Annotated in this window: 21 protein-coding genes and 1 tRNA gene; 16 read left to right on the forward strand and 6 right to left on the reverse strand. The window is 35.2% G+C overall.

The genetic code is table 11. The features are described 5' to 3' along the window. Positions 1 to 47 precede the first annotated feature (47 nt). The 6 genes from HM983_RS02205 to HM983_RS02230 all read left to right on the forward strand — a co-directional run bounded on the left by HM983_RS02205 (position 48) and on the right by HM983_RS02230 (position 8,210). Positions 48 to 509, forward strand: coding sequence for a (2Fe-2S)-binding protein (locus HM983_RS02205; protein WP_179343690.1), 462 nt, complete (start codon positions 48 to 50; stop codon positions 507 to 509). An 11-nt stretch (positions 510 to 520) separates the two neighbouring features. Continuing rightward, positions 521 to 2,680, forward strand: coding sequence for a xanthine dehydrogenase family protein molybdopterin-binding subunit (locus tag HM983_RS02210; RefSeq protein WP_179343692.1), 2,160 nt, complete (start codon positions 521 to 523; stop codon positions 2,678 to 2,680). Between the two features lie 175 nt (positions 2,681 to 2,855). Continuing rightward, a complete protein-coding gene (gene galE, locus HM983_RS02215; protein ID WP_179343694.1) occupies positions 2,856 to 3,872 on the forward strand; it encodes a UDP-glucose 4-epimerase GalE in 1,017 nt (338 codons plus the stop codon). A gap of 92 nt (positions 3,873 to 3,964) precedes the next feature. After that, the gene (locus tag HM983_RS02220) at positions 3,965 to 4,201 is read left to right on the forward strand and encodes a hypothetical protein (RefSeq protein WP_179343696.1); all 237 of its coding nucleotides are present in this window, start codon (positions 3,965 to 3,967) and stop codon (positions 4,199 to 4,201) included. A gap of 57 nt (positions 4,202 to 4,258) precedes the next feature. Beyond that, positions 4,259 to 4,429 carry a hypothetical protein gene (locus tag HM983_RS02225; protein ID WP_179343698.1) on the forward strand — a complete coding sequence of 57 codons (171 nt, stop codon included), beginning with the start codon at positions 4,259 to 4,261 and terminating at the stop codon, positions 4,427 to 4,429. Between the two features lie 55 nt (positions 4,430 to 4,484). Next, positions 4,485 to 8,210: a T9SS type B sorting domain-containing protein gene (locus tag HM983_RS02230; RefSeq protein WP_218841800.1), complete on the forward strand. Its 3,726-nt coding sequence runs from the start codon at positions 4,485 to 4,487 to the stop codon at positions 8,208 to 8,210. Positions 8,211 to 8,306: 96 nt separating this feature from the next. Here HM983_RS02230 and HM983_RS02235 read toward each other — a convergent pair. Continuing rightward, a tRNA-Phe gene (locus HM983_RS02235) sits at positions 8,307 to 8,382 on the reverse strand. A 102-nt stretch (positions 8,383 to 8,484) separates the two neighbouring features. Between HM983_RS02235 and HM983_RS02240 the strand changes: the two genes are divergently transcribed. The 7 genes from HM983_RS02240 (at position 8,485) to HM983_RS02270 (ending at position 16,258) form a co-directional block, all read left to right on the forward strand. Next, a complete protein-coding gene (locus tag HM983_RS02240; RefSeq protein WP_179343702.1) occupies positions 8,485 to 9,213 on the forward strand; it encodes a type III pantothenate kinase in 729 nt (242 codons plus the stop codon). Continuing rightward, positions 9,213 to 10,532: a hypothetical protein gene (locus HM983_RS02245; RefSeq protein WP_179343704.1), complete on the forward strand. Its 1,320-nt coding sequence runs from the start codon at positions 9,213 to 9,215 to the stop codon at positions 10,530 to 10,532. Before HM983_RS02240 ends, HM983_RS02245 begins: the two co-directional genes overlap by 1 nt. Positions 10,533 to 10,547: 15 nt before the next feature. Next, on the forward strand, positions 10,548 to 11,915 hold the full coding sequence (locus HM983_RS02250) for a tetratricopeptide repeat protein (protein WP_179343706.1): 1,368 nt from the start codon (positions 10,548 to 10,550) through the stop codon (positions 11,913 to 11,915). Between the two features lie 5 nt (positions 11,916 to 11,920). After that, positions 11,921 to 12,487 carry an LPS export ABC transporter periplasmic protein LptC gene (gene lptC / locus HM983_RS02255; protein WP_179343708.1) on the forward strand — a complete coding sequence of 189 codons (567 nt, stop codon included), beginning with the start codon at positions 11,921 to 11,923 and terminating at the stop codon, positions 12,485 to 12,487. A gap of 35 nt (positions 12,488 to 12,522) precedes the next feature. Continuing rightward, the gene (locus HM983_RS02260; protein WP_179343710.1) at positions 12,523 to 12,717 is read left to right on the forward strand and encodes a hypothetical protein; all 195 of its coding nucleotides are present in this window, start codon (positions 12,523 to 12,525) and stop codon (positions 12,715 to 12,717) included. A 3-nt stretch (positions 12,718 to 12,720) separates the two neighbouring features. Then, the gene (locus tag HM983_RS02265; RefSeq protein WP_179343712.1) at positions 12,721 to 14,010 is read left to right on the forward strand and encodes a hemolysin family protein; all 1,290 of its coding nucleotides are present in this window, start codon (positions 12,721 to 12,723) and stop codon (positions 14,008 to 14,010) included. 97 nt (positions 14,011 to 14,107) lie between these two features. Continuing rightward, a complete protein-coding gene (locus HM983_RS02270) occupies positions 14,108 to 16,258 on the forward strand; it encodes a peptidylprolyl isomerase (protein ID WP_179343714.1) in 2,151 nt (716 codons plus the stop codon). Positions 16,259 to 16,356: 98 nt separating this feature from the next. Here HM983_RS02270 and HM983_RS02275 read toward each other — a convergent pair whose 3' ends face one another. Together HM983_RS02275 and HM983_RS02280 are read right to left on the reverse strand one after the other, a co-directional pair. Next, positions 16,357 to 17,286 (reverse strand): GYDIA family GHMP kinase, encoded by a 930-nt coding sequence (locus HM983_RS02275; RefSeq protein WP_179344076.1) that lies wholly within the window; start codon positions 17,284 to 17,286, stop codon positions 16,357 to 16,359. Positions 17,287 to 17,305: 19 nt separating this feature from the next. Beyond that, positions 17,306 to 18,607, reverse strand: coding sequence for a hydroxymethylglutaryl-CoA reductase, degradative (locus tag HM983_RS02280; protein WP_179343716.1), 1,302 nt, complete (start codon positions 18,605 to 18,607; stop codon positions 17,306 to 17,308). A 148-nt stretch (positions 18,608 to 18,755) separates the two neighbouring features. Here HM983_RS02280 and HM983_RS02285 point away from each other — a divergent pair, with 148 nt between their 5' ends. The 3 genes from HM983_RS02285 (at position 18,756) to HM983_RS02295 (ending at position 23,240) form a co-directional block, all read left to right on the forward strand. After that, the gene (locus HM983_RS02285) at positions 18,756 to 20,987 is read left to right on the forward strand and encodes a S9 family peptidase (protein WP_179343718.1); all 2,232 of its coding nucleotides are present in this window, start codon (positions 18,756 to 18,758) and stop codon (positions 20,985 to 20,987) included. A gap of 26 nt (positions 20,988 to 21,013) precedes the next feature. Beyond that, positions 21,014 to 22,606, forward strand: a complete 1,593-nt coding sequence (locus tag HM983_RS02290) for a peptide MFS transporter (RefSeq protein WP_179343720.1) — start codon at positions 21,014 to 21,016, stop codon at positions 22,604 to 22,606. Between the two features lie 82 nt (positions 22,607 to 22,688). Next, on the forward strand, positions 22,689 to 23,240 hold the full coding sequence (locus tag HM983_RS02295; RefSeq protein ID WP_179343722.1) for a thioredoxin family protein: 552 nt from the start codon (positions 22,689 to 22,691) through the stop codon (positions 23,238 to 23,240). 8 nt (positions 23,241 to 23,248) lie between these two features. On the opposite strand, the gene HM983_RS02300 is transcribed toward HM983_RS02295, so the two are convergent. Genes HM983_RS02300 through lpxB form a run of 3 tightly spaced genes read right to left on the reverse strand, consistent with a single transcriptional unit; the run spans position 23,249 to position 26,975 of the window. Beyond that, positions 23,249 to 25,288, reverse strand: a complete 2,040-nt coding sequence (locus HM983_RS02300; RefSeq protein WP_179343724.1) for a ComEC/Rec2 family competence protein — start codon at positions 25,286 to 25,288, stop codon at positions 23,249 to 23,251. A gap of 31 nt (positions 25,289 to 25,319) precedes the next feature. Continuing rightward, on the reverse strand, positions 25,320 to 25,853 hold the full coding sequence (locus HM983_RS02305; RefSeq protein ID WP_179343726.1) for a C40 family peptidase: 534 nt from the start codon (positions 25,851 to 25,853) through the stop codon (positions 25,320 to 25,322). Then, a complete protein-coding gene (gene lpxB / locus HM983_RS02310; RefSeq protein WP_179343728.1) occupies positions 25,854 to 26,975 on the reverse strand; it encodes a lipid-A-disaccharide synthase in 1,122 nt (373 codons plus the stop codon). Positions 26,976 to 26,984 lie beyond the last annotated feature (9 nt).

The following is a 26,984-nucleotide window of genomic DNA, read 5'->3' on the forward strand; positions in this document are numbered from 1 at the left end:
ATTAAACTCTTTAATTTCATAACTTTAAAACAACAAATACAATTCTTATGGCAAGTTTCAATTTAAAGATTAACGGCAAATCACGATCCGTTAATGCAGATGAAGACACACCGTTACTTTGGGTGCTTCGGGACGAACTCAATTTAGTCGGCACTAAATTTGGCTGTGGTATTGGGCAATGTGGTGCATGTACTGTCCACGTAGACGGTGTGGCCACACGAAGTTGTTTATTACCGGCATCTAGGCTTACGGATTCGGAAATTACAACTATTGAAGGTTTGGCGACAAAGGAATTACACCCAGTCCAAGAAGCTTGGAAAACCTTGGATGTACCACAATGTGGTTATTGCCAAGCCGGACAAATAATGACGGCAACATCGTTTCTAAAACAAAATCCTGCACCAAATAACGACGAGATTAGGAACGCCATGCATGGCAATTTATGCAGATGCGCAAGCTACAACCGAATTGAAAAAGCTGTCGCTTTGGCCGCTAAAAAACTATCTTAAGCCAGACGACCATGGAAAATCAGAACAAAACAACTTTTAGCAGACGAAATTTTATTAAAACTTCTGCACTTGCCAGTGGAGGTATTTTAATTGGTTTTAATTTTATTACAGCATGTAAAGAAACTGCTACACCACCAGTGGATGTTGCCAATTTAGACTTTAAAGATTTTAATGCTTTTATAAAAATTGCAGAAAATGGCTATGTCACTATTTTTTCGCCAAATCCAGAAATTGGTCAAGGTGTAAAAACATCAATGCCCATGATTATTGCGGAAGAATTAGATGTGCCTTGGGAGCATGTAACGGTAGCACAAGGTGCGTTGGATAACAAAAATTTTACAAGGCAAGTCGCTGGAGGTAGTCAGTCAATCAGATTTGGTTGGGATGCCTTAAGACAAACAGGTGCCACTGCCAGACAAATGTTGGTGAATGCGGCTGCGGCAAAATGGGGAATTGATGCGAAAGACTGCAAAGTGTCCAATGGAATGATAGATAACGGAAGCGGAGAAACATTTCATTATGGAGATGTGGTCAATGAAGCTGCATTGTTGGAGGTGCCAGAAAACGTCACCCTAAAAGATCCAAAGGATTATAAAATTATTGGAAAAGATGCCATTAATGTAGATATCGATAAAATCATAACAGGAGAACCGTTGTTTGGGTTGGATTATAAAGAAGATGGAATGTTGATCGCTTCTGTACTTCGTCCACCAGCATTTGGTCAAAAATTAGGAAATTTTGATGATGCCAAAGCCCGAAGTGTTTCTGGTGTAAAAGATGTGGTTAAATTTGGTGATAAAATTGCCGTTTTGGCAACCAATACTTGGGCTGCTATGAAAGGTAAAAAAGCCTTGGAAGCTGAATGGATGGCTGATGGCAAAATGGAAAATACAGAAGACCACGATAATGAATTGAATAAATTATTGGATTCAAATAAGCTCGATTTGCGACGTGAAGATGGCGACGTAAAAAAAGCATTTGCCGAAGCCGATAAAGTGTTGACGAGAACTTACGAATCACCATTTTTACCGCACAACTGTATGGAACCGATGAACTTTTATGCTAACGTAACAGCAGATAAAATCCATTTGGTCGGTCCCATCCAAACACCAGCAGGTACGGCCAAACGTATAGTAGATTTAATAGAGCGAAATGAAGAAGACATTCATCTGGAAATGACAAGAATGGGTGGTGGTTTTGGAAGACGGCTGTACGGTGATTTTGCACTTGAAGCAGCAGAAATTTCGAATATGGCCAAAAAACCAGTACAAGTTGTTTTTTCAAGAGAAGATGATATGGCAGCGGGAATTTACAGACCAGCAATTAAATACAGAATTTCGGCATCGGTAAAAGATGGTGAAGTTACAGGTTACCATTTAAAAGAAGCTGCTATAAACTCAAATATGTATGGATTAATCCCAAATTTCTTTCCCGCTGGAGCGATTCAAAATTATAAGGTTGAAACGGGGAGTTACAACAGTAACATTACTACGGGAGCTTGGCGAGCACCATATACGAATTTCTTGGCGTTTGCGGAACAAAGCTTTTTTGATGAACTGGCAGAGCTTTTGGAGGTTGATGCTGTAAAATTACGACTGAATTTACTTAAAAACGTGCAACACGGCGCAGACGATAGAATTCAATATTCAGCAGAAAGAATGACGGACACTATTAAGCTCGCAGCAGAAAAGAGCAATTGGGGAAAAACAAAGTCTGGAGTCTATCAGGGTTTTGCGGCTTATTACAGTCATAATACCCACGTTGCAGAAGTAGTTGATGTTGTAATGAAAAACGGAAAACCGACGGTAGATAAAGTTACGGTAGCTGTTGATTGTGGTATAGTGGTGAATCCAACAGGAGCAAAAAACCAAGTCGAAGGTGGAGTTATCGATGGTATTGGCCATGCTATGTACGGGAATTTTTCATTTGAAAAAGGTAAGCCGAAGGATACCAACTTTAACACTTATCGTTTGATAAGAATGAAAGAAACACCAATTGTTGAAACATATTTTGTGGATAATAAATTATCACCTACAGGTTTGGGAGAGCCAGGTCTGCCACCAGCAGGAGGCGCATTAGCGAATGCAATCAAAGCAGCGACCAATCAACGGTTGTATAATCAGCCTTTTGATAATTATTTAAACCCTATAAATACGGAACTTAAAACTTGATTTGAGTAGTATTTTGATAACCTAAAAAACCGAATCAAGTTGATTTGGTTTTTTTGTTTGGAGTGTTTTTCTTATCATCTGAAAAAAGTTGAATATCATCTAAAACTTTCAACGTTTGTGTTTAAGTCTCATTTATATTAATAGTTTTACTTTTTAGAAATATTAAATTTTCAATATGAAAATATTAGTAACAGGAGGTTTAGGCTTTATAGGTTCTCACGTTGTGGTTGAGCTTCAAAACGAAGGTTTTGATGTTGTGATTATTGACAATCTCTCAAATTCCTACGAAACGGTTTTAGACGGTATCAGAAAAATTTCGGGTATAGCACCAAAATTTGAGAAACTCGATTTGAGGGATAAAGCTTTAGTTGAGGATTTTTTTAAGCGTTACGATGATATTTCTGGTATTATTCATTTTGCAGCTTCAAAAGCCGTTGGTGAAAGTGTGAAGAATCCACTACTGTATTATGAAAACAATGTCAATAGTTTAGTTTATCTGTTGCAACAAATACAACACAAGGATAACGCACACTTTATTTTTAGCTCATCTTGCACGGTTTATGGTCGGGCAGATGAAATGCCAATAACTGAAAACGCTCCAATTAAACCAGCCGAGTCTCCCTATGGAAATACCAAGCAGATAGGGGAAGAAATTATTTCGGATACATGTGAAGTTAACGATAATATCAATGCAATTGCCTTACGCTATTTCAACCCTATTGGTGCACACGAATCTGTAAATATTGGAGAATTCCCCGTAGGTACACCGCAAAATCTAGTTCCATATATTACACAAACAAGTATTGGCTTAAGAAAGCAGCTATCCGTTTTTGGAGACGATTATCCCACTGAAGATGGTACCTGCATTAGGGATTACATACATGTAGTGGATTTGGCTAAAGCACACGTAGCAGCATTAAACAGATCAATTGCTAAAAAAAATAAAGATAATTATGAGGTCTTCAATATTGGTACAGGAAAAGGTTCTTCGGTATTAGATGTTATAAAAGCCTTCGAAAAAATCTCCAATAAAAAATTGAATTATAAAATCGTAGATAGACGTGTTGGAGATGTAGTTTCAGCTTATGCAGATACTAAAAAAGCAAATGATGTTTTAGGGTGGAAAGCAAATTTTTCACTAGAGGATGGTTTGCTATCTGCTTGGAAATGGGAACAGAAGATTAGAGGTTAATTTTTTAAAAAGTCAACATCTTCTTTAAAGTAGTTAAGATAAGCATTGAAGATTTGCTAATTTTCGGTGGTAATAATTATAATATTCTAGTTATGAGTAAAGAAAAGAAGCATGCAGATTTTCAAGACAGATATACTAAATCATCAAATTTTGATAAGAAAACTAAAGGTTCGGAACTAAAACCAGATGGAAAAGGTAATTTGGTCAAGAAAAAAAAATTAACCAGTCTAAGCGATGGTGAAAAGCAAAATATAGCTAACGCCATGGATCATATGCGCGAAAATATAGAGATGATACCGACTGGTAAAAAAGAAGAAGAGGAGGAGTAATTTATTTTAAAACCAAAGGATTAATCAATAGCCCGATTCATTAGAATCGGGCTATTGATGGTGGTGCCTCCAGGATACTTTACCCAAGGTAATGTGGGAGATATAATGTTAGGCCCACCTTTTCAAAGTTTGATTCCGCTCACAAATTTTGTAGATTCGCAACCCAATTCTATTACCATCCAAGAAGAGAATATCAATCTGGAGTATGAGTTCGGTTTAGATTGGTAAACCCAAATTTACTATAAATGTCATGAAGCAATTTTGCTTACTTGTATTAATACTGATGTTATCAAATATTGGCTTCGCTCAAAACGAAGCCAACATTTGGTACTTTGGTAATAATGCAGGTTTGGATTTTAATTCTGGTAGCCCTGTGGTATTAACAGATGGGCAATTGGCGACTTTAGAGGGTTGTTCTACGATTTCAGATAGTGATGGCAACCTACTTTTTTATTCCGACGGTATAACGGTATGGAATAAAAATCATTCTGTCATGGTAAACGGTACAGGCTTAAAAGGGCATCCTTCAAGTACACACTCTGCACTTATAGTACCAAAGCCAAATGACCCTAATATCTATTACATTTTTACTGTAGATGAAGCTTCAAGTCCTGCTAATGGCATCCAGTATTCAGAAGTTGACATGACACTAGAGGGAGGATTAGGTGCCATTACCAGCAATAAAAATATACTCTTGCACACACCAACAACCGAAAAGCTAACAGCCATTAAAAACTTTGCTGGTAGTGGATATTGGGTATTGAGCCATGAATATAATAGCAATAATTTTATGGCTTATGAAGTTACAGCAACTGGAGTCAATGCTACACCAGTTATCAGTTCTGTTGGTACTATTGTTGCCGAGCTTCAAAGCTCTAGAGGGCAAATAAAGATTTCGCCAAATGGTACTAAAGTTGCTGTTGCCAGATCTGGTGACTTAGAACATATTGAGTTATATGATTTTAATAATTCAACGGGTATAGTTTCTAATCCACTTTTATTATTTACTGATAATTATCACAATCCATATGGCATTGAGTTCTCGCCAAACAGTAAATTGTTATACAGCAGTATGAGTCAAGGTCAAATTTATCAGTTTAATTTGGATGCGGGAACGGATATGGATATCATAGATTCACGCATAATTCTTTCAAACAATTTTGGGACTCAATACGCAGGTATGCAATTAGGACCTGATGGTAAAATTTATGTGGCAACATATAATTCTGAGTATTTAGATGCAATCAATGATCCAAATATCGTTGGTACTGGGTGTAATTATGTAACCGATGCCATTTATTTAGATGGAAGAGAATCTCAACTTGGTCTTCCGCCGTTTATTCAATCTTTCTTCTTTGTGGGTTTTCAAGCCAACACGGTTTGCCAAGGTGATGCTACTGATTTTAATGCAAACATCTCTCAGTCTTACGATACATTGATTTGGGATTTTGGAGACGGCAATTCATCTACAGAAGAAAACCCTTCCCATACATATTTAAACCATGGTGATTACGAAGTGACATTAACGGTAACTTCAGGAGCGCAGAGTTCCGTTGACACCAAAACAATTACGGTTTATGAAACACCAACAGTTACACCAGTTGTTGAACTTAGACAATGCGATGATGACTTGGACGGTTTTAGCATATTCAATCTTAACGAAGCTAATGCCGAAATATCTGTGAACCATCTCAATGAAACGATTACCTATTACGAATCTCATATAGATGCAGAAAACGAAGTTGATGCTATTAATAATATTACAGACTATCCAAATGAAGTGGTGAGTTTGGATACCGTTTGGGCAAGAGTAGAAAATATTGACGGTTGCTATGCGATATCACAAGTGAATCTAGTGGTTTCAACGACTCAGATTCCCAATACTTTTACTAGGGAATTTTATCAATGTGATGATGGAGCAAATACCACGGATGGCATAGCATCTTTCGATTTTAGTTCGGTCAATTCTGAAATTGAAGCCATGTTCCCTAGTGGACAACAATTAAGTGTTACTTATTTCAGAAACCTCTCAGATGCACTATCTGAGATTAATGCTATTGACGATATTTCAAACTATCAGAATATGGGCTATCCAAACAATCAAGATATATACGTAAGGGTGGATAGTGAACTGGATAATGATTGTTTGGGCTTGGGACACCATATTACACTCAATGTCGAAAAAGTACCGATAGCAAATCCTGTTTTAATAGACCAACAATGCGATGCTGATGGTGACGGTTTGTATGACTTTGACACTTCAGACATTGAAACTGAAATATTAGACGGACAGAACAATGTGACAGTTGAATATTATGATGCATTGGGCAATGCCCTACCAAGTCCGTTACCAGACCCCTTTAGCACATCCACGCAAGATGTTATTGCCAGAGTCATAAATTCCACTTCCAAAGACCCTGACGGAGCTTGTTATGATGAAACTACATTGAGTTTTGTAGTTGATGCTGCGGCTGTAGCATATCCAATGTCAGATTTTTTAGAGTGTGACAACAATAATGATGGCTCAGTTTCTTTTGATACTTCAAATATTGAGAGTTTAGTCCTAAATGGTCAGTCAGGTATGTCGGTAAGCTATTTTGATGAAAATGGAAATACATTACCTAGTCCGCTTCCAGATCCATTCACATCAGAATCCCAAACTATTACCATAAGGGTAGAAAACGTATTGAGTACCAGTTGTTATGATGAGACCACAGTAAATTTTGTTGTTACACAACAACCAGTTGCAAACGCTATTACCGACGACTTTGTATGTGATGATGTTTCTAATGATGGCGAACACATCTTTGTCTTATCTGAATACGATGAACAGATGTTGAATGGACAATCATCATCTCAATTTGAGATTCGATATTTTGAAACTATTGACAAAGCTGAAAACAATATTGATGCTTTGCCAAATGTATTGACTGTCAATTCCACTTCTCAAACAATTTTTGCAAGGATTCACAATATTGATAATCATCATTGTTACGAAATCACTTCATTTGAATTGGGAGTAAACTACATGCCTCTTGCTTATCAACCAGATAATTTATATATCTGTGATGATGCTGAAAATGATGGTGTTGAAATGTTTGATTTATCTGTTCAGTCAGATGCTATTTTAAATGGCCAATCACCAACGGATGGCGAAATAAGTTTCCATCTTAACTTTGAAGATGCTGAAATTGGACAAGAACCCCAATCGTTGGATTTTGTTAATACCTCAAATCCGCAAACGCTTTTTGCACGTATTCAAAACAATAATAACAAAGATTGTTACTCCATCACCTCGTTTGACCTTATAGTAAATGAGCAACCCGTATTATTAATGAATGATTTGTGGCCTATCTGCGAGGGCAGTGATGTGCAGATCATAGCCGATGAGGGTTATGACAATTACAGTTGGTCTTCAGGCGAGACAACTAGAGTTATAACTGTAGACGAGCCAGGTCAATATACGGTTACGGCATCCAATACTTATGGAAATCTGATCTGTAGTGTAGAAAAAACAATTACCGTAAGCATATCTGATATTGCAATAATAACAGATATTGAAACTGTAGATTGGTCTCAGACTGATAATGTTATATCTGTATTTATTGAAGGCAATGGTGATTACGAATACTCAATTGATGGTATAAATTATCAAGACGAAAGTATATTCGATAGGTTACCAATTGATGAATATACAGTTTATGTCAGGGATAAAAATGGTTGCGGTATAGTAACTCAGGATGTTTACCTCTTAAATTACCCAAGATATTTCACACCAAATGGTGACGGTACAAATGATTTTTGGCAAATAAAAAATTCAGCAAGAGAGCCATTAAATAAATTATCAATTTATGATCGCTACGGGAAACTTATCAAGCAATTACAACCTAGTGATTTTGGCTGGGATGGTACATTGAATGGTAATAAACTACCGAGTAATGATTATTGGTTTGTATTAGAGCGTCAGAATGGAAAAACATATACTGGGCATTTTACATTAAAACGCTAAAATGCCTTTAATCATTATCAAGTAAAATTCTTTTGTTGTCCCTATTAGTGTCCCTTAAAAACCAAAAAACCCGATTCAAGTGAATCGGGTTTTTGATGGTGGTGCCTCCAGGAATCGAACCAGGGACACAAGGATTTTCAGTCCTTTGCTCTACCAACTGAGCTAAGGCACCAATTGCTTATGAAAGCGGATGCAAATATATATTCATTTTTATTATTCACAAAAGGAAAGTTGTAAAATTTGATTTTATAAATTTGCATCATACTTTTATCTTATGAATCTTATTGTAGATGTTGGAAACACCTTTGTAAAGTTTGCTATTTTTAAAGATGGAAAACTTTTAGATAAAATCGCTTTTGAGCTTATAGAATTCAAAAACCGATTTAAATCGTATCACAAAAAATATCCAGATCTAACACATTGTATTATTTCTTCAGTAGGTAGATTATCAAAACAGCACGTTAAGCTAGTCAAAGAAAAGCTAGAAATTTTAGAATTAGATACCGCCACCAAACTTCCATTTAAAAATTCCTATAAGACACCAAAAACATTAGGTGTAGACCGTATAGCTTTAGTGAGCGCTTCGGTACAGCAATATAATGATAGAAATGTACTCATAATTGATGCAGGAACTTGCATAACTTACGATTTTATCACAAAAGAGAACGAATATCTAGGCGGTGCAATTTCACCAGGTATTAGGCTACGTTATCGTACTTTAAATAATTTAACTGCCAATCTTCCGTTATTAGAGACACATCAGCCAAAATCTATTATTGGTAACACGACTGAAACGTCGATTCATTCTGGTGTTGTAACTGGTGCGATAAAAGAAATTGATGGCGTAATTGATGAATATTTAAAAAAATACCCAGATTTAACAGTTATTTTAACAGGCGGAGATGCTAAATTTTTGTCAAACCAATTAAAAAATAGCATATTTGCCAATTCAAATTTCTTATTGGAAGGATTGAATTTCATTCTAGAATATAATTCAAAATAATGATAAAACGACTCATTGTAATTTGCATTACAATTATAGGTTCATTTTGCTATGCACAGCAAGGAACATCGTCTCCCTATTCTTTTTATGGTATTGGTAGTCTCAAGTTTAAAGGTACTGTAGAAAATCGCAGTATGGGTGGACTAAGTATCTATTTAGATAGTATTCACGTTAACCTTAGAAATCCTGCAGCTTACGCCGGAAAAAATATTGAGGCGCCACCATTTGATAGTGAAAGTAGGCCGGTAAAGTTCGCTGTAGCAGGTACAACGACTAGTGCCACTTACAAAAGTAACTCAGGGGAGGCAAGTGGAGGAAGCTCTACGTTTGATTATATCGCAATTTCAGTTCCAATTGGTAGATTTGGATTTGGATTTGGTCTATTGCCTTACAGTTCAGTTGGTTACAAGTTAGAAGATTTTAATGACGATGGCAATTTAGAAAACAGATACCGAGGTGAAGGTGGTGTTAACCGTGTGTTTACTGGGTTGGGTTATCAGATCACGCCAAATCTAAGCGCAGGTATGGATGTGAGCTATAATTTTGGTAGAGTAGAAAACAAAGCTATTGCTGTAGATTATACCGACGAAGGAGAGCTTGTGCAATATCAAACACGAGAAAACAATAGATCCGACTTGAGCGGACTTAATTTTAACTTCGGTCTTTCTTATAAGACTATGGTTACCGAAACGTTAGAACTTTCGGCTACGGCAACATATGCGCCTGAAACAAGACTATCTTCCCAAAATCAACGTTCATTTTCGACAGTCGTAATAAACAATGAGAACGAGGACGAATTAGTTAGAAATACAATTGATGTAGATTTGGAATCTCGAGGATTAAGAGACACAGAGTTGACCCTGCCTGCTACAGTTACAGTTGGCGCAGGTCTTGGAAAACCAAAAAAATGGTTTGCTGGAGCTGAATATACTGTTATCAATACCGGAAATTTTTCTAATCCAATTTTTAATAATGCCATTACGGTTTATGAAAAATCGCATCAAATAGCTCTTGGAGGATTCTTTATCCCTGATTATAATGCGTTTTCAGGCTATTTTAACCGTGTGGTGTATAGAGCCGGATTTAACTTTGCAAATACAGGTCTCGTAATAAAAGATGAACCAATTAATGAGTTTGGCATATCTTTTGGACTAGGATTACCAGTTGGAAACCGAAGTCTGTTTTCTAATGCTAATTTAGGGTTAGAATTTGGACAGAGAGGTACAAAGAAGCAAAATTTAATACAAGAGAATTTTATAAATTTCAATCTAAGTTTATCTTTGAACTCGAGATGGTTCCAGAAAAGAAAATATAACTAATATAAAACTAAAACGATGAAAACGAGAATTACAATATTGCTAGTCGCACTTTTTGTGAGTTTCAACATGGGGTTTGCACAACAAGATGAAGAGTGCATGAATAACCTTTCTATTTTTGATAGCTATTACAAAAGCAAAAAATACGATGATGCTTATGGACCGTGGAAAATTGTACGTGAAAAATGCCCAAAATTCAATCAAGCAATTTATGCTTACGGAGATAATATTTTAGAACATAAAATTGAAAATAGCTCTGGTGCAGAACAAGTAGCATTTATCAAAGATTTAATGTTGCTATACGATCAGAGTCATGAGCATTACCCATCTAAATATTCTTTAGGTGATATGTTGGTGGAAAAGGCGCAATTAGCTTATTCTTATAAAGATGAATTGAACATGACTGATCAACAGGTCTATAATATGTTCGATGAGGCTTATAAGAAGGATCCTAAAAATTTCACAAGTGCAAAAGGACTTTATACCTATTTTTCATTGGCTGTAGATATTTTTGATGCAGGTGCAAAGTCGCCAGACGATGCTCAAAAAATGTTCGATAAGTATGATGATGTTATGGAGCTTATTGAAGGTACAGAAAAAGATTATATCGAAAAGCTGAATAAACTACTAGAAAAAGAAGAAGCTGGTACGCAATTGACAAAGAAAGAAGGTAAGTACAAAGCTAATTATGAAGCAAACTTAGGGGCTTTTGAGTCTGTAAAGTCAGGTATGGACCAAAAAATTGGTGAGAGAGCCAACTGTGAAGTGTTGGTGCCATTGTACGAAAAAGATTTTGAGCAATTTAAGAATGATGCTGTTTGGTTACAACGTGCTATGGACAGAATGTACCAAAAAGGTTGTAAAGACGATCCTTTATTCTTAAAGTTGGTTGAGCAGAAAAACAATATAGCACCAAGTGGTAACACGGCATTCTATTTATATACTATAACTGGTGAGCAGAAGTATTTTGACCAAACTATACAATTGGAACAAGATCCTTTAAAGAAGGCTAGATTGTATAAGCAATTGGGAGGAGAACTTATGGACAAAGGAAATTATAGTAAGGCAAGACAGTATTTTATGAAATCACTTGAGCTTAATCCTTCGGACGGATCACCTTATCTTTATATAGCGCAAATGTATGCTAAGAGTGCTAACAATTGTGGAGACACTAACTTTAACAAAAGAGCTGTATTCTGGTTAGCTGCAAATGAAGCTAGAAAAGCTGGTCGTGTAGATAGTAGATTAACTTCTAACGCTAATAAAGCAGCTGCAAGTTATGAAGCTAGTGCGCCTAGTAAAGCAGATATATTTAGTTCTACAATGGGTGGGAAAACCATTCAGATAGGATGCTGGATCGGCCGCTCGATTACAGTACCTAACTAAAAAGAATGAACTTTTTTAAAATACATATTTTCAAAAGCATAGTCACAGCAATAGTTGTGACTATGTTTTTTTCATGTGAAGACAATTTTAATAAAGTTCAAAAAATAGGAATTTTACAAAATCAGCCCATAGGTGAGGCAGAGGATATAGACCTCAAGTACACCGAATATAATGATACCGTTGTAAAACTTCTCGCCAATCTTATCAGTCCAAAAATGTATGATTATTCTAATCGGGATTTTGGGTTTTCAGAATTTCCAGATGGTATTGAGTTAAAGATTTATGACGAGAACAACAACAAGACTACCATATTGGCCAATTACGCCATATTCTACTCAGATACAGACGTTATTGATTTGCAAGGTAATGTAAGAGTCGCTACTCATGAAAAAGACACTTTGTTTACAGAGCAACTTTACTACAACCAAAAATTAGAATGGGTGTTTACTAACGAGCCTTTTTACTTTAAAAGACCCACCACCAATCTTAGAGGAACAGGTTTCGATTCTGATAAAGACTTAAAGAAACGTCAAGTATTAGAAACTAGTGGAGTTATAGAAGTGGATAATTGATTATCTTTGTCCTCAAATAATTCTACAGCTAACGCATGAAACTTTTAAAATTCTTTCAATACGCTTATATCATTTTTGCGGCATTATTCTTATGGGATGCCGTTACCAATTGGTCTGTAGATAGAAATAGGGCATATATGTCACTTCTATTTGCTGCACTTGCCATTTTTATGTTTTTCTTTAGAAAGCGTTTCAGAAAAAAGATTGAAGAGCGCAATAAAAAACAATAATTTATGACGCTAGATATAGTCATAATCATTGTAATGCTTTTACTTTCAGCCTTTTTTTCAGGGATGGAAATAGCTTATGTATCGTCCAACAAAATTCATATTGAAATTGAAAAAAAACAAGGCGATTTTTTAGGCAGAATTCTGGATAAGCTTACAGCAAGACCTTCAAAATATATTGCCACCATGCTTATTGGCAATAATATAGCGTTGGTAATTTATGGTTTTAAAATGGGTGATGTTTTGGTGCGTTGGTTCCAATCCATGTTGCCATCAGACAGCGCTACGTTAACTTATATGTTCGTTAATTTAGAGCTGTTAACGCAAACTATTATCTCGACCTTGGTAATTTTAATTACGGCCGAATTTCTTCCAAAAGTATTTTTTCAGATTTATGCCAATTCATTATTAAAAATTTTAGCATTTCCTACTTATATCTTTCATCTTATATTTTCATTTATATCGGATTTGGTCATTTGGATGTCCGATGCTGTATTAAAATACATTTTTAAAGCTTCTGGCGAAGATGCTGTTTTAGCAATGACTAAAGTAGAGTTGGGCAACTATATCAGTGAACAAATGGAATCTGTAGAAGACCACGACGATGTAGATAGTGAAATTCAGATATTCCAGAACGCGTTGGAATTTTCCGAAGTGAAAGCTCGTGAAGTGATGGTGCCACGTACCGAAATTACAGCGGTGGAAATTTCTGATTCTATAGAAAATTTAAGACAATTATTTGTTGAAACAGGAAGGACCAAAATAGTGGTTTATAAAGAAAATATAGACGACATTCAAGGTTACGTACATTCGTTCGAGCTTTTTAAAAAACCACAAACAATTGAATCTATTTTAATCCCAGTTGGTTTTGTGCCTGAAACTATTCTCATAAAAGATGTTTTAAATATCTTGACTAAAAAACGTAGAAGTATGGCAGTAGTCATAGATGAATATGGAGGTACATCTGGCATAATGACTGTTGAGGATATTATCGAAGAATTATTCGGCGAAATTGAAGACGAACATGATTCCATAGAAATGATTGAGGAGCAAATCAATGATAAAACTTTTCGGTTTTCTGCGCGTTTGGAAGTGGATTATATTAATGAAACTTACAAGCTCAACCTCCCAGAAGGTGAAAATTACGAAACTTTAGGTGGGTTAATCGTGAATTCAAAAGAGGGTATACCAGAAGTACAAGAGGATGTATCCATCAATAATTTTAAGTTTACAATCGAGGAAGTTTCATCTACAAAAATCGATGTGGTCCTGCTAAAAATCTTGGAAGTTGATTAATCTTGAGCACCTCAGATAAAAACTACTTTTCAACTTTCATTATTTGATATAAAATACTATTTTCGCAGACTTATTTACACGTAATAAAAACAGTAAAATGGCAGTTTTAAATAAAATTAGACAACGCTCGTTAGTGTTAATCTTGGTTATTGCAATGGCTTTGTTTGCTTTTGTAATTGGAGATTTGTTCAGAAATTCGACAGCTTTTTCGGGTGGACCGCAGGATGTGATTGCAACCGTTAACGGCGAAGACATTTCAAGAAATGATTTCATGCTAAAAGTGAAAAATTACCAAGATCGTTTTGGTGGTGGTCAATCTTCTACTCAAGCCATGAATGCCATCTACAATCAAGAATTGCGTAGAATTATTTTAGATTCTGAATTTGAGAAAGTAGGATTGTCAGTAGAAAAGGATGAAATGAGGAATCTGTTGAAAAACAGCTTTTCGTCATATCCGGAATTCCAGGACGAGAATGGCAATTTCGATGTCAATCGTTTAAACGCTTTTATAGCGAATCTAAAAGAGGTCTCACCAGAAACAGTGCCGCTTTCTAACTTTCAAGTTAATTATGACAGTTGGACTACAAACGAGCAGGCAATTGCTACTAATGCGCTTCAACAAACATATTACAACATGATTAAGGCTGGTGTGGGTGCAACGATTGCAGAGGCCAAAAATGATTATATGGGAGATGCACAGACTGTAGATGTTAAGTATGTGCAATTACCATATGCAAGTATTTCGGATAGTTTGGTAAAGGTTTCTAAAAGCGAAATTAAAGAATACGTAGAAAATCACGAAAGCAAATACAAAGTAGATGCAACAAGAGAAATAGTTTACGTAGAATTTAAAGAAGAAGCTTCAAAAGCTGACGAGGATGCGATCAAAAATAGGCTTATAAGCTTAAAAAATGACAGAGCAGAGTACAACGTAAATACGAAAAATACAGATACAATTTCTGGTTTTAGTTCTACTGATAATATAGAAGAATTTGTCAACGCAAATTCAGATGTAAAATACAATGATGCGTTTTTAAGAAAATCTCAATTACCAGCAGCAGCTCAGGATACATTAATGAATATGAATGTTGGTGAGTATTATGGTCCTTATAAGGATGGTGAGTATTACAAATTATCTAAGGTTGTTGCGACTGAGAGATTACCGGATTCTGTGAAGGTGCGCCACATATTAATTCCATATGCAGGATCGAGTAGTGCAGATCCTACAATCAACAGAACAAGAGCTGAGGCTAATGCAACAGCAGACAGCATTTTGGGTGTTATAAAAGCTAACCGTTCAAAATTTGTTGATTTATTAGAATTGTCTTCTGACAAAGTAAGTAATGAAAATGATGGAGAAATTGAATTTGCATATAATGATTCATTTGCACCAGAATTTAGGTCCTATTCATTTGATAACAATAAAGGTGATATTGATGTAGTTGAAACATCATTTGGTTATCATGTAATTGAAATTTTAGACCAAACCAACTTTAACAAAACTGTTAAAGTGGCTACGATTGCTGATGAAATAGAGCCATCTGATGAAACCCTTCAGGAGGTATTTAATCGAATGTCTAAATTTGAAATAGCAGCTAAAGATGCTGATTTTACAGAATTAGCTAAAGAACGTGAACTAACGGTAAAACCAATTACATTTAAAGAATTAGACGAAAATATTCCAGGCTTAGGAAGCCAAAGAGAGATTGTACGTTGGTCTTTTGATGAGGATACAGAAGTTGGAGATTACAAAAAATTTCCAGTTTCAGGTTTTGGGTTTGTAGTAGCTAAATTGGTTGAGAAAAACGAAAAGGGATTGATGAATGTTGAGGATGCTTCTGTTACAGCATTACCAGAGATAAGAAAAGAAAAGAAAGCAAAACTATTGCGTGATAAAATTTCAGCTTCAAGCGTAGAAGATATCGCGAAAAATCAAAATCAGACTGTTAAAACGGCTTCTGCTGTTTCAATTAAAAGTACAACACTTTCTGGAGCAGGAGTAGAACCAAAAGTTGTTGGTGCTGCCTTTGGTTTAAAAGAAGGAGAAACGTCCAAACCAATTGACGGTTCAAACGGTGTATATGTCTTGCAGGTCACAAAAATTAATAGTGGGAGTGAGTTGGATAACTACAGTGCTATAATGAATAGGTTGAGCACAGCAAGAAAAAATACAGTACAAGGTAAAGTATATAATGCCTTAAAAGAAGCTGCCGAAATTGAAGATAATAGAGCTAAGACGGTTTATTAACCAGTTTTAGAAGAATTTAAAAAAAGGCTTTACAGAAATGTAAAGCCTTTTCTTTTAAAAACTATATCGGTATGTGTTTTTTCTGTAATTGGGTGTGATTAGACAAGAATCATTTCGTCAAAAGGGAGGATAGTTTTAAACCCTTTTGATTTAAAGTATGAAGTTGGATCAACTTCGGAAGTCGCCACAACAAAATCACCACCCCAAGCTCCAAGACTTTTAACAGACCCATCATAATCATTGAAAAGTCTTGACTTTACAGTTTCCTGACCAATCAATCTTGAAATGATAGTCTCATGTCTGTCAATTAATTTATTAAATTCTGAAAGCCATTTTGAAGCAATAATTCCTTCAGTAATACCGCTAATGTCGTTAATTATAGTTTGGTCGATTTTGCCTAAATCTCGATATGCAGCGATACCATCTCTACTATTTTGCTTTTGGTTGAGATAAACAAAATAGAGTTGATTTTTAAATTTTGGATTAAAATCGATAGGTAAAACTATTTTAGAGCAGTCAGATTTTAGTAGAAAGGTAATTGGAGCATCGTTTTGCGCGCAAGCAATATCATAACCACTGCCACTAAAAGTTTTTTCAAGAAGTTGATAGGCATCAACTTTAGCCCAATTACTAATATTATTGATTAAGGTAGAAGAGGTTCCCAAACCCCAGAGTCGATTAAAATTCTGTCGTGTGGTAACAGTATAACCATGATTGTTGATTAAAAATTCTGAATTCAATTCGCGTGCTGCTCTTAATATCTGAATTAACCTGTCTGAAATCTCATTGCGAGATTGACTTTTATGAGCATGTATTTTGATGTCATCAATTGAAATTTCATCCTCAAACCAAACCTTTCCTAAGTCATTATAACTTTTCCATTTAATATTTTCGGAATCGTCAGCTTCAACAGTTAGACTTTGCCCAAACTTAGTTGGCAAGGCCAACGCCTTTGCGCCATCTAAGACTACGTACTCACTCGTGAGTAGTAATTTTCCGTTACTTCGATATGTTTTTACCGCTTTGATATTTTTGAATTAAAAAAGATTATTTTCTAATTTCCTCAATAGCTTCCACCACGGAGCTATGAGTAACAACATTAGTTTTAAAATGTTGAATCAGTTTCTGTTTTTCAGTTTCGGTAGCTTCAAACTGATTGAGAATATTCATTAGGTGCATTTTCATATGTCCTTCTTGAATTCCTGTGGTGGTCAGGGACTTTACTGCGGCAAAATTCTGAGCTAATCCTGCAACAGCTACTACTTTCATTAAATCTTTAGCCGAAGGTTTCTGTAACAATTCCATAGAGAATTTAACCAAAGGATGTAAACTTGTTAGTCCACCAACCGTACCTAGAGCGAGTGGAATTTCCATCCAAAACTTAAATATACCATCGTCAATTGTGCAATGAGTGAGGCTTGAATATTTTCCGCTTTTTGAAGCATATGCATGCACACCCGCTTCGACCGCTCTAAAATCATTACCTGTTGCCAAAACCACTGCATCGATACCATTCATAATACCTTTGTTGTGCGTGACTGCTCTATAGGATTCAATTTCAGCGATGTTTATCGCTTGCTTAAATTTTTGTGCAAACAATTCAGGGTTTGGTATATCCTTACTTTTCAAGTCCAAGACCGGACAACTTACTTCTGCTCGGACTAAACAATTAGGTACATAATTAGATAAAATGCTCATTACAATATCCAATTCACCCTTTAATAACCGTTTGGCTTCACTCTTAAATGTTGTTGCAAATTGTTCTAAACAAGAATTAATAAAATTTGCACCCATTGCATCCAATGTTTCAAATGTGGCATGCAGTTGGTAGTAGTTATTAAGGTCATTGGATTTATCACGTAATTCGATATCTGAAATGCCACCACCTCTGCGTTGCATATTTTTTGTAATGGCTTCGGTTGCTCTTATAAGTTGTGGTTTTATGGTTTCAAAAAAACTTTTCAATTCTTCAAAATTACCATCATAAATAAAATGTACTTGTCCTATTTTTTCAGTCGAAATCACTTCAGCCTTAAACCCGCCTCTATTCAACCAAAATTTTGCGGCTTTACTTGCTGCAGCAACAACCGAACTTTCTTCAATGGCCATAGGAATGGCATATAACTTTTCATTGATTGAAAAATTAGGTGCAACACCCAATGGCAAATAATAATTGGTTATAGTGTTTTCTATGAACTCATCATGTAACTTCTGAAGTTTTTGATCCGTATTCCAATAGTTTTGGACAAGGCTTCTCGCCGTTTCTTTTTCGGTAAAATAGGTTTCTAAAAGCCACTCAATCTTTTGCGATTTAGTAAGTTTTGAAAAGCCAGTAATAGGGTTGGGCATTTTATTTTTGTTTAATCAAAACAAAGATACTATGATTGGCATAAAATGTGTTGCTAAACTGATATTATTGACGATTTGCTGTTAATAATAACCGTTTTTTGCATAATTTTTAGTAAACTTGGCTTTGCTATATTGAAAAATAAAATTTATGAAATTGAAACTTTTTGTAGCCATTTTTGGTTTTTTGATTACTGCGTCCTTAACTGCTCAAAATAAACAGATTACACTTGAAGAAATCTGGGGAGGACAATTTAGAACTGAAGGCATGCAGGCCTTACATTCCATGAACAATGGTAAACAGTATTCAGTTTTAAATATTGATAGGCAAAACAGAACTTCAACTATAGACCTTTACGATTATAAAACCTTAGAAAAGGTAAAAACCTTGGTGTCATCTGCGGATCTAGCGGAGATTCAAGGTTTTTTTGATTATGAATTCAGTGAAGACGAATCAAAATTAATTCTTACAACCAATTCAAAACCTATTTTTAGACGCTCTACTTTAGGTGAATATTACGTTTACGATATAGCATCTAAAAAAGTAACTAAGGTCTCAGACGATATGGTTCAAGAACCAACATTATCGCCTGATGCTACAAAAATCGCTTACGGTTATGACAACAATCTCTACGTAAAGGATTTAAAAACAGGAAGTGTGGAGCAACTCACTAATGATGGCGTAAAGAACAAAATTATCAATGGGATTACGGATTGGGTATACGAAGAAGAATTTAGTTTTGTACGTGCTTTTGATTGGAGTACGGACAGTGACCAATTAGCATTCATAAGGTTCGATGAGACCGAAGTGCCGGAATTTTCAATGGATGTTTTTGGTAGTGATTTGTACCAAACTCAACAAGTTTTTAAATATCCAAAGGCAGGCGAAATTAATTCTAAAGTATCTTTGCATATATATGATTTAGAATCCAAAAAGCTTTCGGAATTAAAAGTAGATAAAGCATACGAGGATTTTTATATTCCAAGACTTAAGTGGACCAAGGATGACGATGTGTTGAGTGTCCAATACATGAACCGTCATCAAAACGAATTGGACTTATGGTTTATCGATACGGATAAAATGTCATCAAAATTGGTGCTCGGCGAAATAGACAAAGCTTATATCGATGTCACTTTTAATTTGACCTTTTTAGAGGATAATAGTTTTATATGGACGAGTGAAAAAGATGGATATAATCATATTTACCACTATAATAAAAAAGGTGAGTTAATTAACCAAGTGACTGAAGGAAATTGGGAAGTAACCGATTATTACGGTTTTAATGAAGATGCCAATACAATTTATTTTCAATCAACTGAGAACGGTTCCATTAACAGAGACGTATATTCCATAAAGTTGAATGGTGAAAATAAAAAACGGTTGACTAAAACGGAAGGGACCAATAATGCTTCATTTAGTACGGACTTTACATATTTCATTAATACGCATTCTAGTGCGACTACTCCACCTGAATATACACTAAACAACGCAAAATCTGGAGATGTTGTAAAGAGTATTATAGATAATGATCAATTGTCCCAGAAAATGGGTGATTATGTAATGTCACAGAAGGAATTCAGTACCATAAATATTAATGGTAATGATTTAAATATGTGGATGATAAAACCTGCCGATTTTGATGAGAATAAAGAATATCCTTTATTTATGTTTCAATATTCTGGTCCGGGATCGCAACAAGTGGCCAATCGTTGGAATGGTTCTAACGACTATTGGTATCAAATGTTAGCACAACAAGGTTACATAATTGCATGTGTGGATGGAAGAGGAACTGGTTTTAAAGGTGCTGACTTTAAAAAAGTGACTCAAAATGAATTGGGCAAATATGAAGTAGAAGACCAAATCGAAGCAGCGAAAAAATTGGGTGATCGACCTTATATAGATGAAGATAGAATAGGTATTTGGGGCTGGAGCTATGGAGGATTTATGAGTAGTAACGCATTATTTAAAGGTAATGATACTTTTAAAATGGCAATTGCAGTTGCACCAGTAACCAGTTGGAGGTTTTACGACACCATCTATACGGAGCGCTATATGACTACACCTCAGGAAAATCCAAGTGGTTATGATGAAAATTCGCCAATCAATCACGTTGATAAATTAGAAGGTGACTTTTTATTGATTCACGGCTCAGGAGACGACAATGTACACTTACAGAACACTATGCGTATGGTGGAAGCTTTAATTCAAGCTGACAAACAATTTGAATGGATGATTTATCCAGACAAAAACCACGGAATTTACGGAGGCAATACAAGACTTCATTTATATAAAAAGATGACCAATTTTATACACGAAACTTTAGGGGATAAAAGAGAGATGGGAAAAAAGGAAGAAGAAAAGTCATCTGAAATAAAAGGCTAAACTAACTACTAACTAAATAATTACACATGGAATTTAAATTTGGAGGTTCGGCAACCAATCAAAAGACCGTTTTAGGTCACCCATCAGGACTATTTGTACTGTTTTTCACTGAAATGTGGGAGCGTTTCTCATATTACGGAATGCGTGCTTTACTCGTACTTTTTTTAACCGCTGCCATTTTAGGTGAAGGTGGTTGGGGCTGGGAACGCTCGGAAGCTTTGATCCTTTACGGATGGTACACAGGCCTTGTTTATATCACACCGATTATTGGTGGCTTTATTGCAGATAAATTCACAGGTTACAGAAATGCTGTGGTTATTGGTGCATTTTTGATGACTCTTGGCCATGCATCTATGGCATTGGAAGTTACGGCTGATTCATTTTTCTATATTGGATTAGGACTTTTAATTATAGGGAATGGAATGTTTAAGCCAAATATTTCTTCCATGGTTGGTCAATTGTATAAATCTCAAGGAAAAGAAAAGGATGCTGGCTATACTATTTTTTATATGGGTATAAATGCTGGTGCATTCTTAGGAATATTATTATGTGGTTATATTGGCGAAAAAGTTGGATGGCATTATGGCTTTGGTTTAGCTGGGATATTCATGTTTTTCGGTATGTTACAATTCTTTTTTGCACAGAAGATATTTGGAAGAATCGGTTTATCTCCAAAAGGAACCCAAGACTTTGATGATGCAATTGAAGACTCAGTAGAAGAAACAAAAGATATTATTGAAGAAGTGGCAGACCATGCTTCAAAATCAAAAATTACAGCAGATAGACTTAAAGTAATCGGTGTATTTTCGTTTTTCACAATTTTCTTTTGGTGGGCTTTTGAGCAAGCGGGTGGTTCTATGACCATTTTTGCTGCTGATTATACAGATCGTCTTTTAACAGGTGACGGAGCTACAACTTTCAAAATTGTCAATACATTGCTTACTGTCGTCCCAATGCTTATAATAACATGGGTTTTATTGATGTTATTTAAACAAACCTTTTCAAAATTCGCATTATCAAATTTATTATTGGGAACAAGCTTTGTTATAATTTGGGGTATAGTGATTTGGATGTTGCAAAAAGAATTTACTTCTGAAGAATCAGAAGTTCCAGCATCATGGTTTGGAATCTTAAATTCCTTCTTTATTATAGCTTTTGCTCCTTTGTTTTCAAAAGTATGGGAGAGTAAATACAATCCAACAGGTCCAGTGAAATTTGCTATAGGATTAATTTTATTAGGACTAGGTTTTGGAATTTTGGCTTATGGGTCTATGGGAATTCCGTTAGGAGCCAAGACTGCCTCAGTTAGTATGATTTTCTTGATACTGGCATACTTATTTCATACGCTTGGTGAACTTTGTGTTTCGCCAGTAGGGCTCTCTTACGTAAGTAAATTGGCACCGTTAAAGTTAGTAGGAATGATGTTCGGTATCTGGTTCGTTGCCAATTTTATCGCTAATTTAACTGCAGGTTGGACAGGTAGTTATATTGATCCTATTGTTGAAGAATATGGTATGAGCACCTTCTTTTTAATTTTTACAGCAATACCTGTAGGAGCAGGAATTATAATGTTAATTTTAAACAGAACGCTTATAAGAATGATGCACGGAATAAGATAACCAATCCGTTAAAATAAACTAAAATGCTCCTGAAAAGGAGCATTTTTTGTAAGTTCGGTACGAGAATTGCAACAAATCGATTATGATGAAAAAAATAACAATAAGCCTACTGTTTGTTATTGTATTTACTACGACAGCAATAGCACAAGAGATTAATTGGGTCACTTTAGAGGAAGCGGTCGCCCTTCAAAAAAAGGAGCCTAAAAAAATAATGATGGACGTTTACACCAATTGGTGTGGACCTTGTAAAATGTTGGATAAAAACACATTTCAAAATCCCGATGTGGTAAATTATATTAATACAAATTACTACGCCGTAAAGTTTAACGCAGAAGGAAATTCTAAAGTAACTTATAAAGACAAAACATTTAGCAATCCCAATTACGATCCTGCGAAAGCAAACCGTCGTAATAGTCCACACGATTTTACGCGTTACTTAAAAGTTAGAGCTTATCCTACCATGGCATTCTTTGATGAAGAGGCTAATTTTATAACTCCAATTTCTGGATACTTAAAGCCACAGCAGTTAGAGTTGTATTTAAGACTTTTTAAAACAGATAAGTACAAAGAGATGAAAACACAAGAACAATTTAATGAATATTTTAAAGCCTTTAAGCCTAGTTTTAAAGGATAAGTAAGAAGTTATTTTGTTAAAATAAAAGCTCCCATTTCATTGGTCTGATGAAATGGGATTTTTTTGTTTTTACAGGTCGCTTTCCAACGTTTTACATAAGATTTATAGTTGCTCGCATCTGCAATAACATGCTTTGGTTTTAGGCTGTCTATAAGCCGATTGATGTTTAGTCTTGGAGAATTTCTAAGCAATATATATTCGGGTTGAAATGATAGGCTTTTGTAAACGCCCAAACTGTCAATCACCAACATTGTTTGGTTATTAAACTGATACACAGAATGCAAACTATCCATTGTTAGTCTCTCCATTTGTTCACCAACTTTATAGTTTTTAATTACATTATCTGACTTCAACTTTATGGTGTCCAGATTGTGATACAATGTTAATTTAGAATGCTGTTTATGCCCAATCATAGAGTATCTACTTTTATTAAAAACAATAAATTCCTCATCTGTATTAAAATAAGCATCGTAAATCCATAAGCTTTGAAACCCAATTATGGCGAATAAAGCAATGGCAGTCCACTTAAAATTTCGATATTTATAAACTTGAACCATAGCTACAATGATGAGATAGGCCAGAATAACCTGCATTATAGTAAACGGAATATCGCGAAACAGAAAATCTTCAAACTGAGCTACCCAAGCGATAAAGCCATTTAAACTTTCTATAACATAACTATAAAAATCAACAACAAATTCAGGCAAAAAGTTGATTAGAGCAAGCGTAATTGTAAAGATGCCAAAGCCAAGAATTAAGCCCAAGAACGGTATCACGACTAAGTTCGAAATAAAAAATAGTCCCGGAAATTGATGGAAGTAAAATAAACTAATTGGCACCACACCAGCTTGAGCTGCCAATGTCACAGTAAATATTTGCCAGAATTTGTCTACTAGCCACCATTTAGGTTTCCAAAGTTTATAAATTATGGGCTGTACACTTACGATGCCCAAAACTGCGAGATAACTCATTTGAAACCCGACTTCAAATAAAAATGTAGGCTTGAATAATAAAATTATAAAAGCAGAAATGATCAATGTATTATAAATATTCGTCGGTCGTTTTAAATGCATCGCAACACTGATAATACTAAACATTGTAACAGCTCGCGTCACAGAAGGAGATAAACCAGCAATTATGGCAAAGCACCAAAGCAAAATTACTATGATAAATGGCCTTAAAAAGTGACCATATTTTATATATAGTAAAGGACGAAATAAAAAATTGAGAATCAACAGGATAATACCAACGTGAAGGCCAGAAACTGCTAGAATATGTATTGTCCCAGAATCGACATAGTTGTTGTAAATTTCTTTATCAATAGTCTGTTTTTGACCGAGAAGCAAGGCATTAATAATGCTAAGAACATCATCTTTGAAACCAGCTTCAATCAATCTTAAATTTATTTTACTCCGAAGGGCATCTGCAAAACCATAAATAGTTGACTTTGAATTTGACATCGGAAATAATTCAGAATGATTGAGATACATTTGATGATGAACCTGTCTGAGTTCAAGATATTCGGCATAATCGAATTGATGCGGATTTAATGGTTTTTGAATCTTTTGAAGAATTGCCGAAGTAGAAAAAACGTCATCAACCTTAAAATTTTCAAACTTTAAACTATCATGATTGATGTTAATCAACAATTTGCCTGATGTATCGTTATTATTAAAAGCAACAACAGATACTATATATTTAGAATTATACAAATCAGGTTTTAAACGTTCTCTTATTTTAAATGTAATGTGCTGTGATCTATTACTGAACGCTTCAATGTTTGAATAATGATTTTTGCTCAATGTCTCATCTTGAATATTGTAAACAACAGCACCAATACAGGTCATAACAATATATGCCAACAATCCAAAAGCTATATTCTTATCAATTTTGGATCTACGGAAGAACCAAAGTAGACCGACCAATGTGGTTAAACCGATTGTAATACTTAGAATAAGATTAAAATCCAACACAAAATAGTGCCCAATAAGAATGCCTGACACTAGGCATAGACAAAGTTTTATGATGGTAAAATTGAGTAACTTCATGAATATGAGTTACTAAAATAGAAAAAAAGTGTTATAAAACGCGTCGCGCTTGTACAAAAGCGAAATACCAATATTTTTCCGCTAAAGTCGAAAGCATCACACCTCTACTGCTTGAGGCATGAATAAACTCAACATTTCCAGTTCTCACATCGGTAACAATACCTACATGGTTAACGCGTCTGCTGTTTTTTTTGGTGGCAAAAAACACCAAATCCCCAACATTGACTTCTTTTAAATCTACCCAATCTCCATGTGTGGCTAAGTCTTTGGTTGTTCTAGGCATACTAATGTTGTTTTCCCCAAAACTGGTGTAAATTAGACCAGAACAGTCCATACCTCGTTTGGTTGTACCACCGTATTTGTAGCGAGTGCCCTCAAATTTTTTAGCCTCATCAACAATGTTTTTGGCAATCTTAGAAGCCTTTGGTGGTGCGCTGACGTTTATGGTAGGAGCAGATTGTCTTTTACTACTTGAATATGTCTTTTTAGACTTACAGCTGGTTACCATTAAAATTAAAAGTATAGATGGTAAAATCCTTTTCGATAATAAAATAGCTTTTGGCATTTAGGTTTTATAATTTGAGATTTTCGAAACAATCAACTTGGCAGTTTGTTCGCTAGCACCTCTACCACCTAATTTCTTTTCCAGTTCATAATAATCTAAAAACAATTGTTCACGTTTTTTAGTATCTAAAATGGCAATTAATTCTTTTCTTAGTCGGTTTTTGTTCAAATCTCCTTGAATTAATTCCGTTACCACTTCTCTATCCATAATTAGGTTTACGAGCGAAATAAATTTTAACGTAATGATTCGCTTGGCAATTTGATATGAAATAGCATTTGCTTTATAGCAGACCACTTGCGGCACTTTAAACAAGGCAGTTTCTAATGTTGCAGTTCCAGAAGTCACTAAAGCTGCAGTTGAAAGACTTAGCAAATCGTAAGTTCTATTGTCAACAAATTTTACATTATTCTGCTTAATAAAACCTTGATAAAACTCATAATCCTGGCTCGGCGCTCCAGCGATTACAAATTGATAATCCTTAAATTCATTAACCAAACTTAGCATCACACCGAGCATTTTGGTAATTTCTTGTTTGCGGCTTCCGGGCAATAAAGCAATAATGGGCTTGTTGCTTAGTTGATAATTTTCTTTAAATCGTTGTTCGGAAACTTTTGGTCTATTTGCAACGGCATCAATGAGCGGATGACCAACAAAATGTACATCATAGTTGTATTTTTTGTAAAATTCCTTTTCAAAAGGAAGTATCACATACATCTCATCTACATTCTGTTTTATTTTTTCAACGCGTCCTGCTCTTGATGCCCAAACTTGAGGAGAAATATAATAGTGAGTATTAAAGTTTTTTTGCTTGGCCCACTTAGCAATACGCAAATTAAAGCCTGAATTATCGATAAAAATAATCACATCTGGCTGAAATTTTTCAATATCAGATTTGCAGAATTTTATAAACCCCAAAATTGTTCTAAGGTTGAGAATCACCTCAGCAAAACCCATAAAAGAACGCTCTTTATAGTGCGTCACCAAAGTACCACCAACAGCTTGCATTAAATCTCCTCCCCAAAACCTAATGTCTGCGTCACTGTCTTCTTCCAACAGCGCTTTCATGAGATTGGAGCCATGTAAATCTCCTGACGCTTCACCAGCAATTAAATAATATTTCATGCATTTTCG

It is taken from the genome of Winogradskyella ursingii (assembly GCF_013403975.1).
GTDB lineage: Bacteria > Bacteroidota > Bacteroidia > Flavobacteriales > Flavobacteriaceae > Winogradskyella > Winogradskyella ursingii.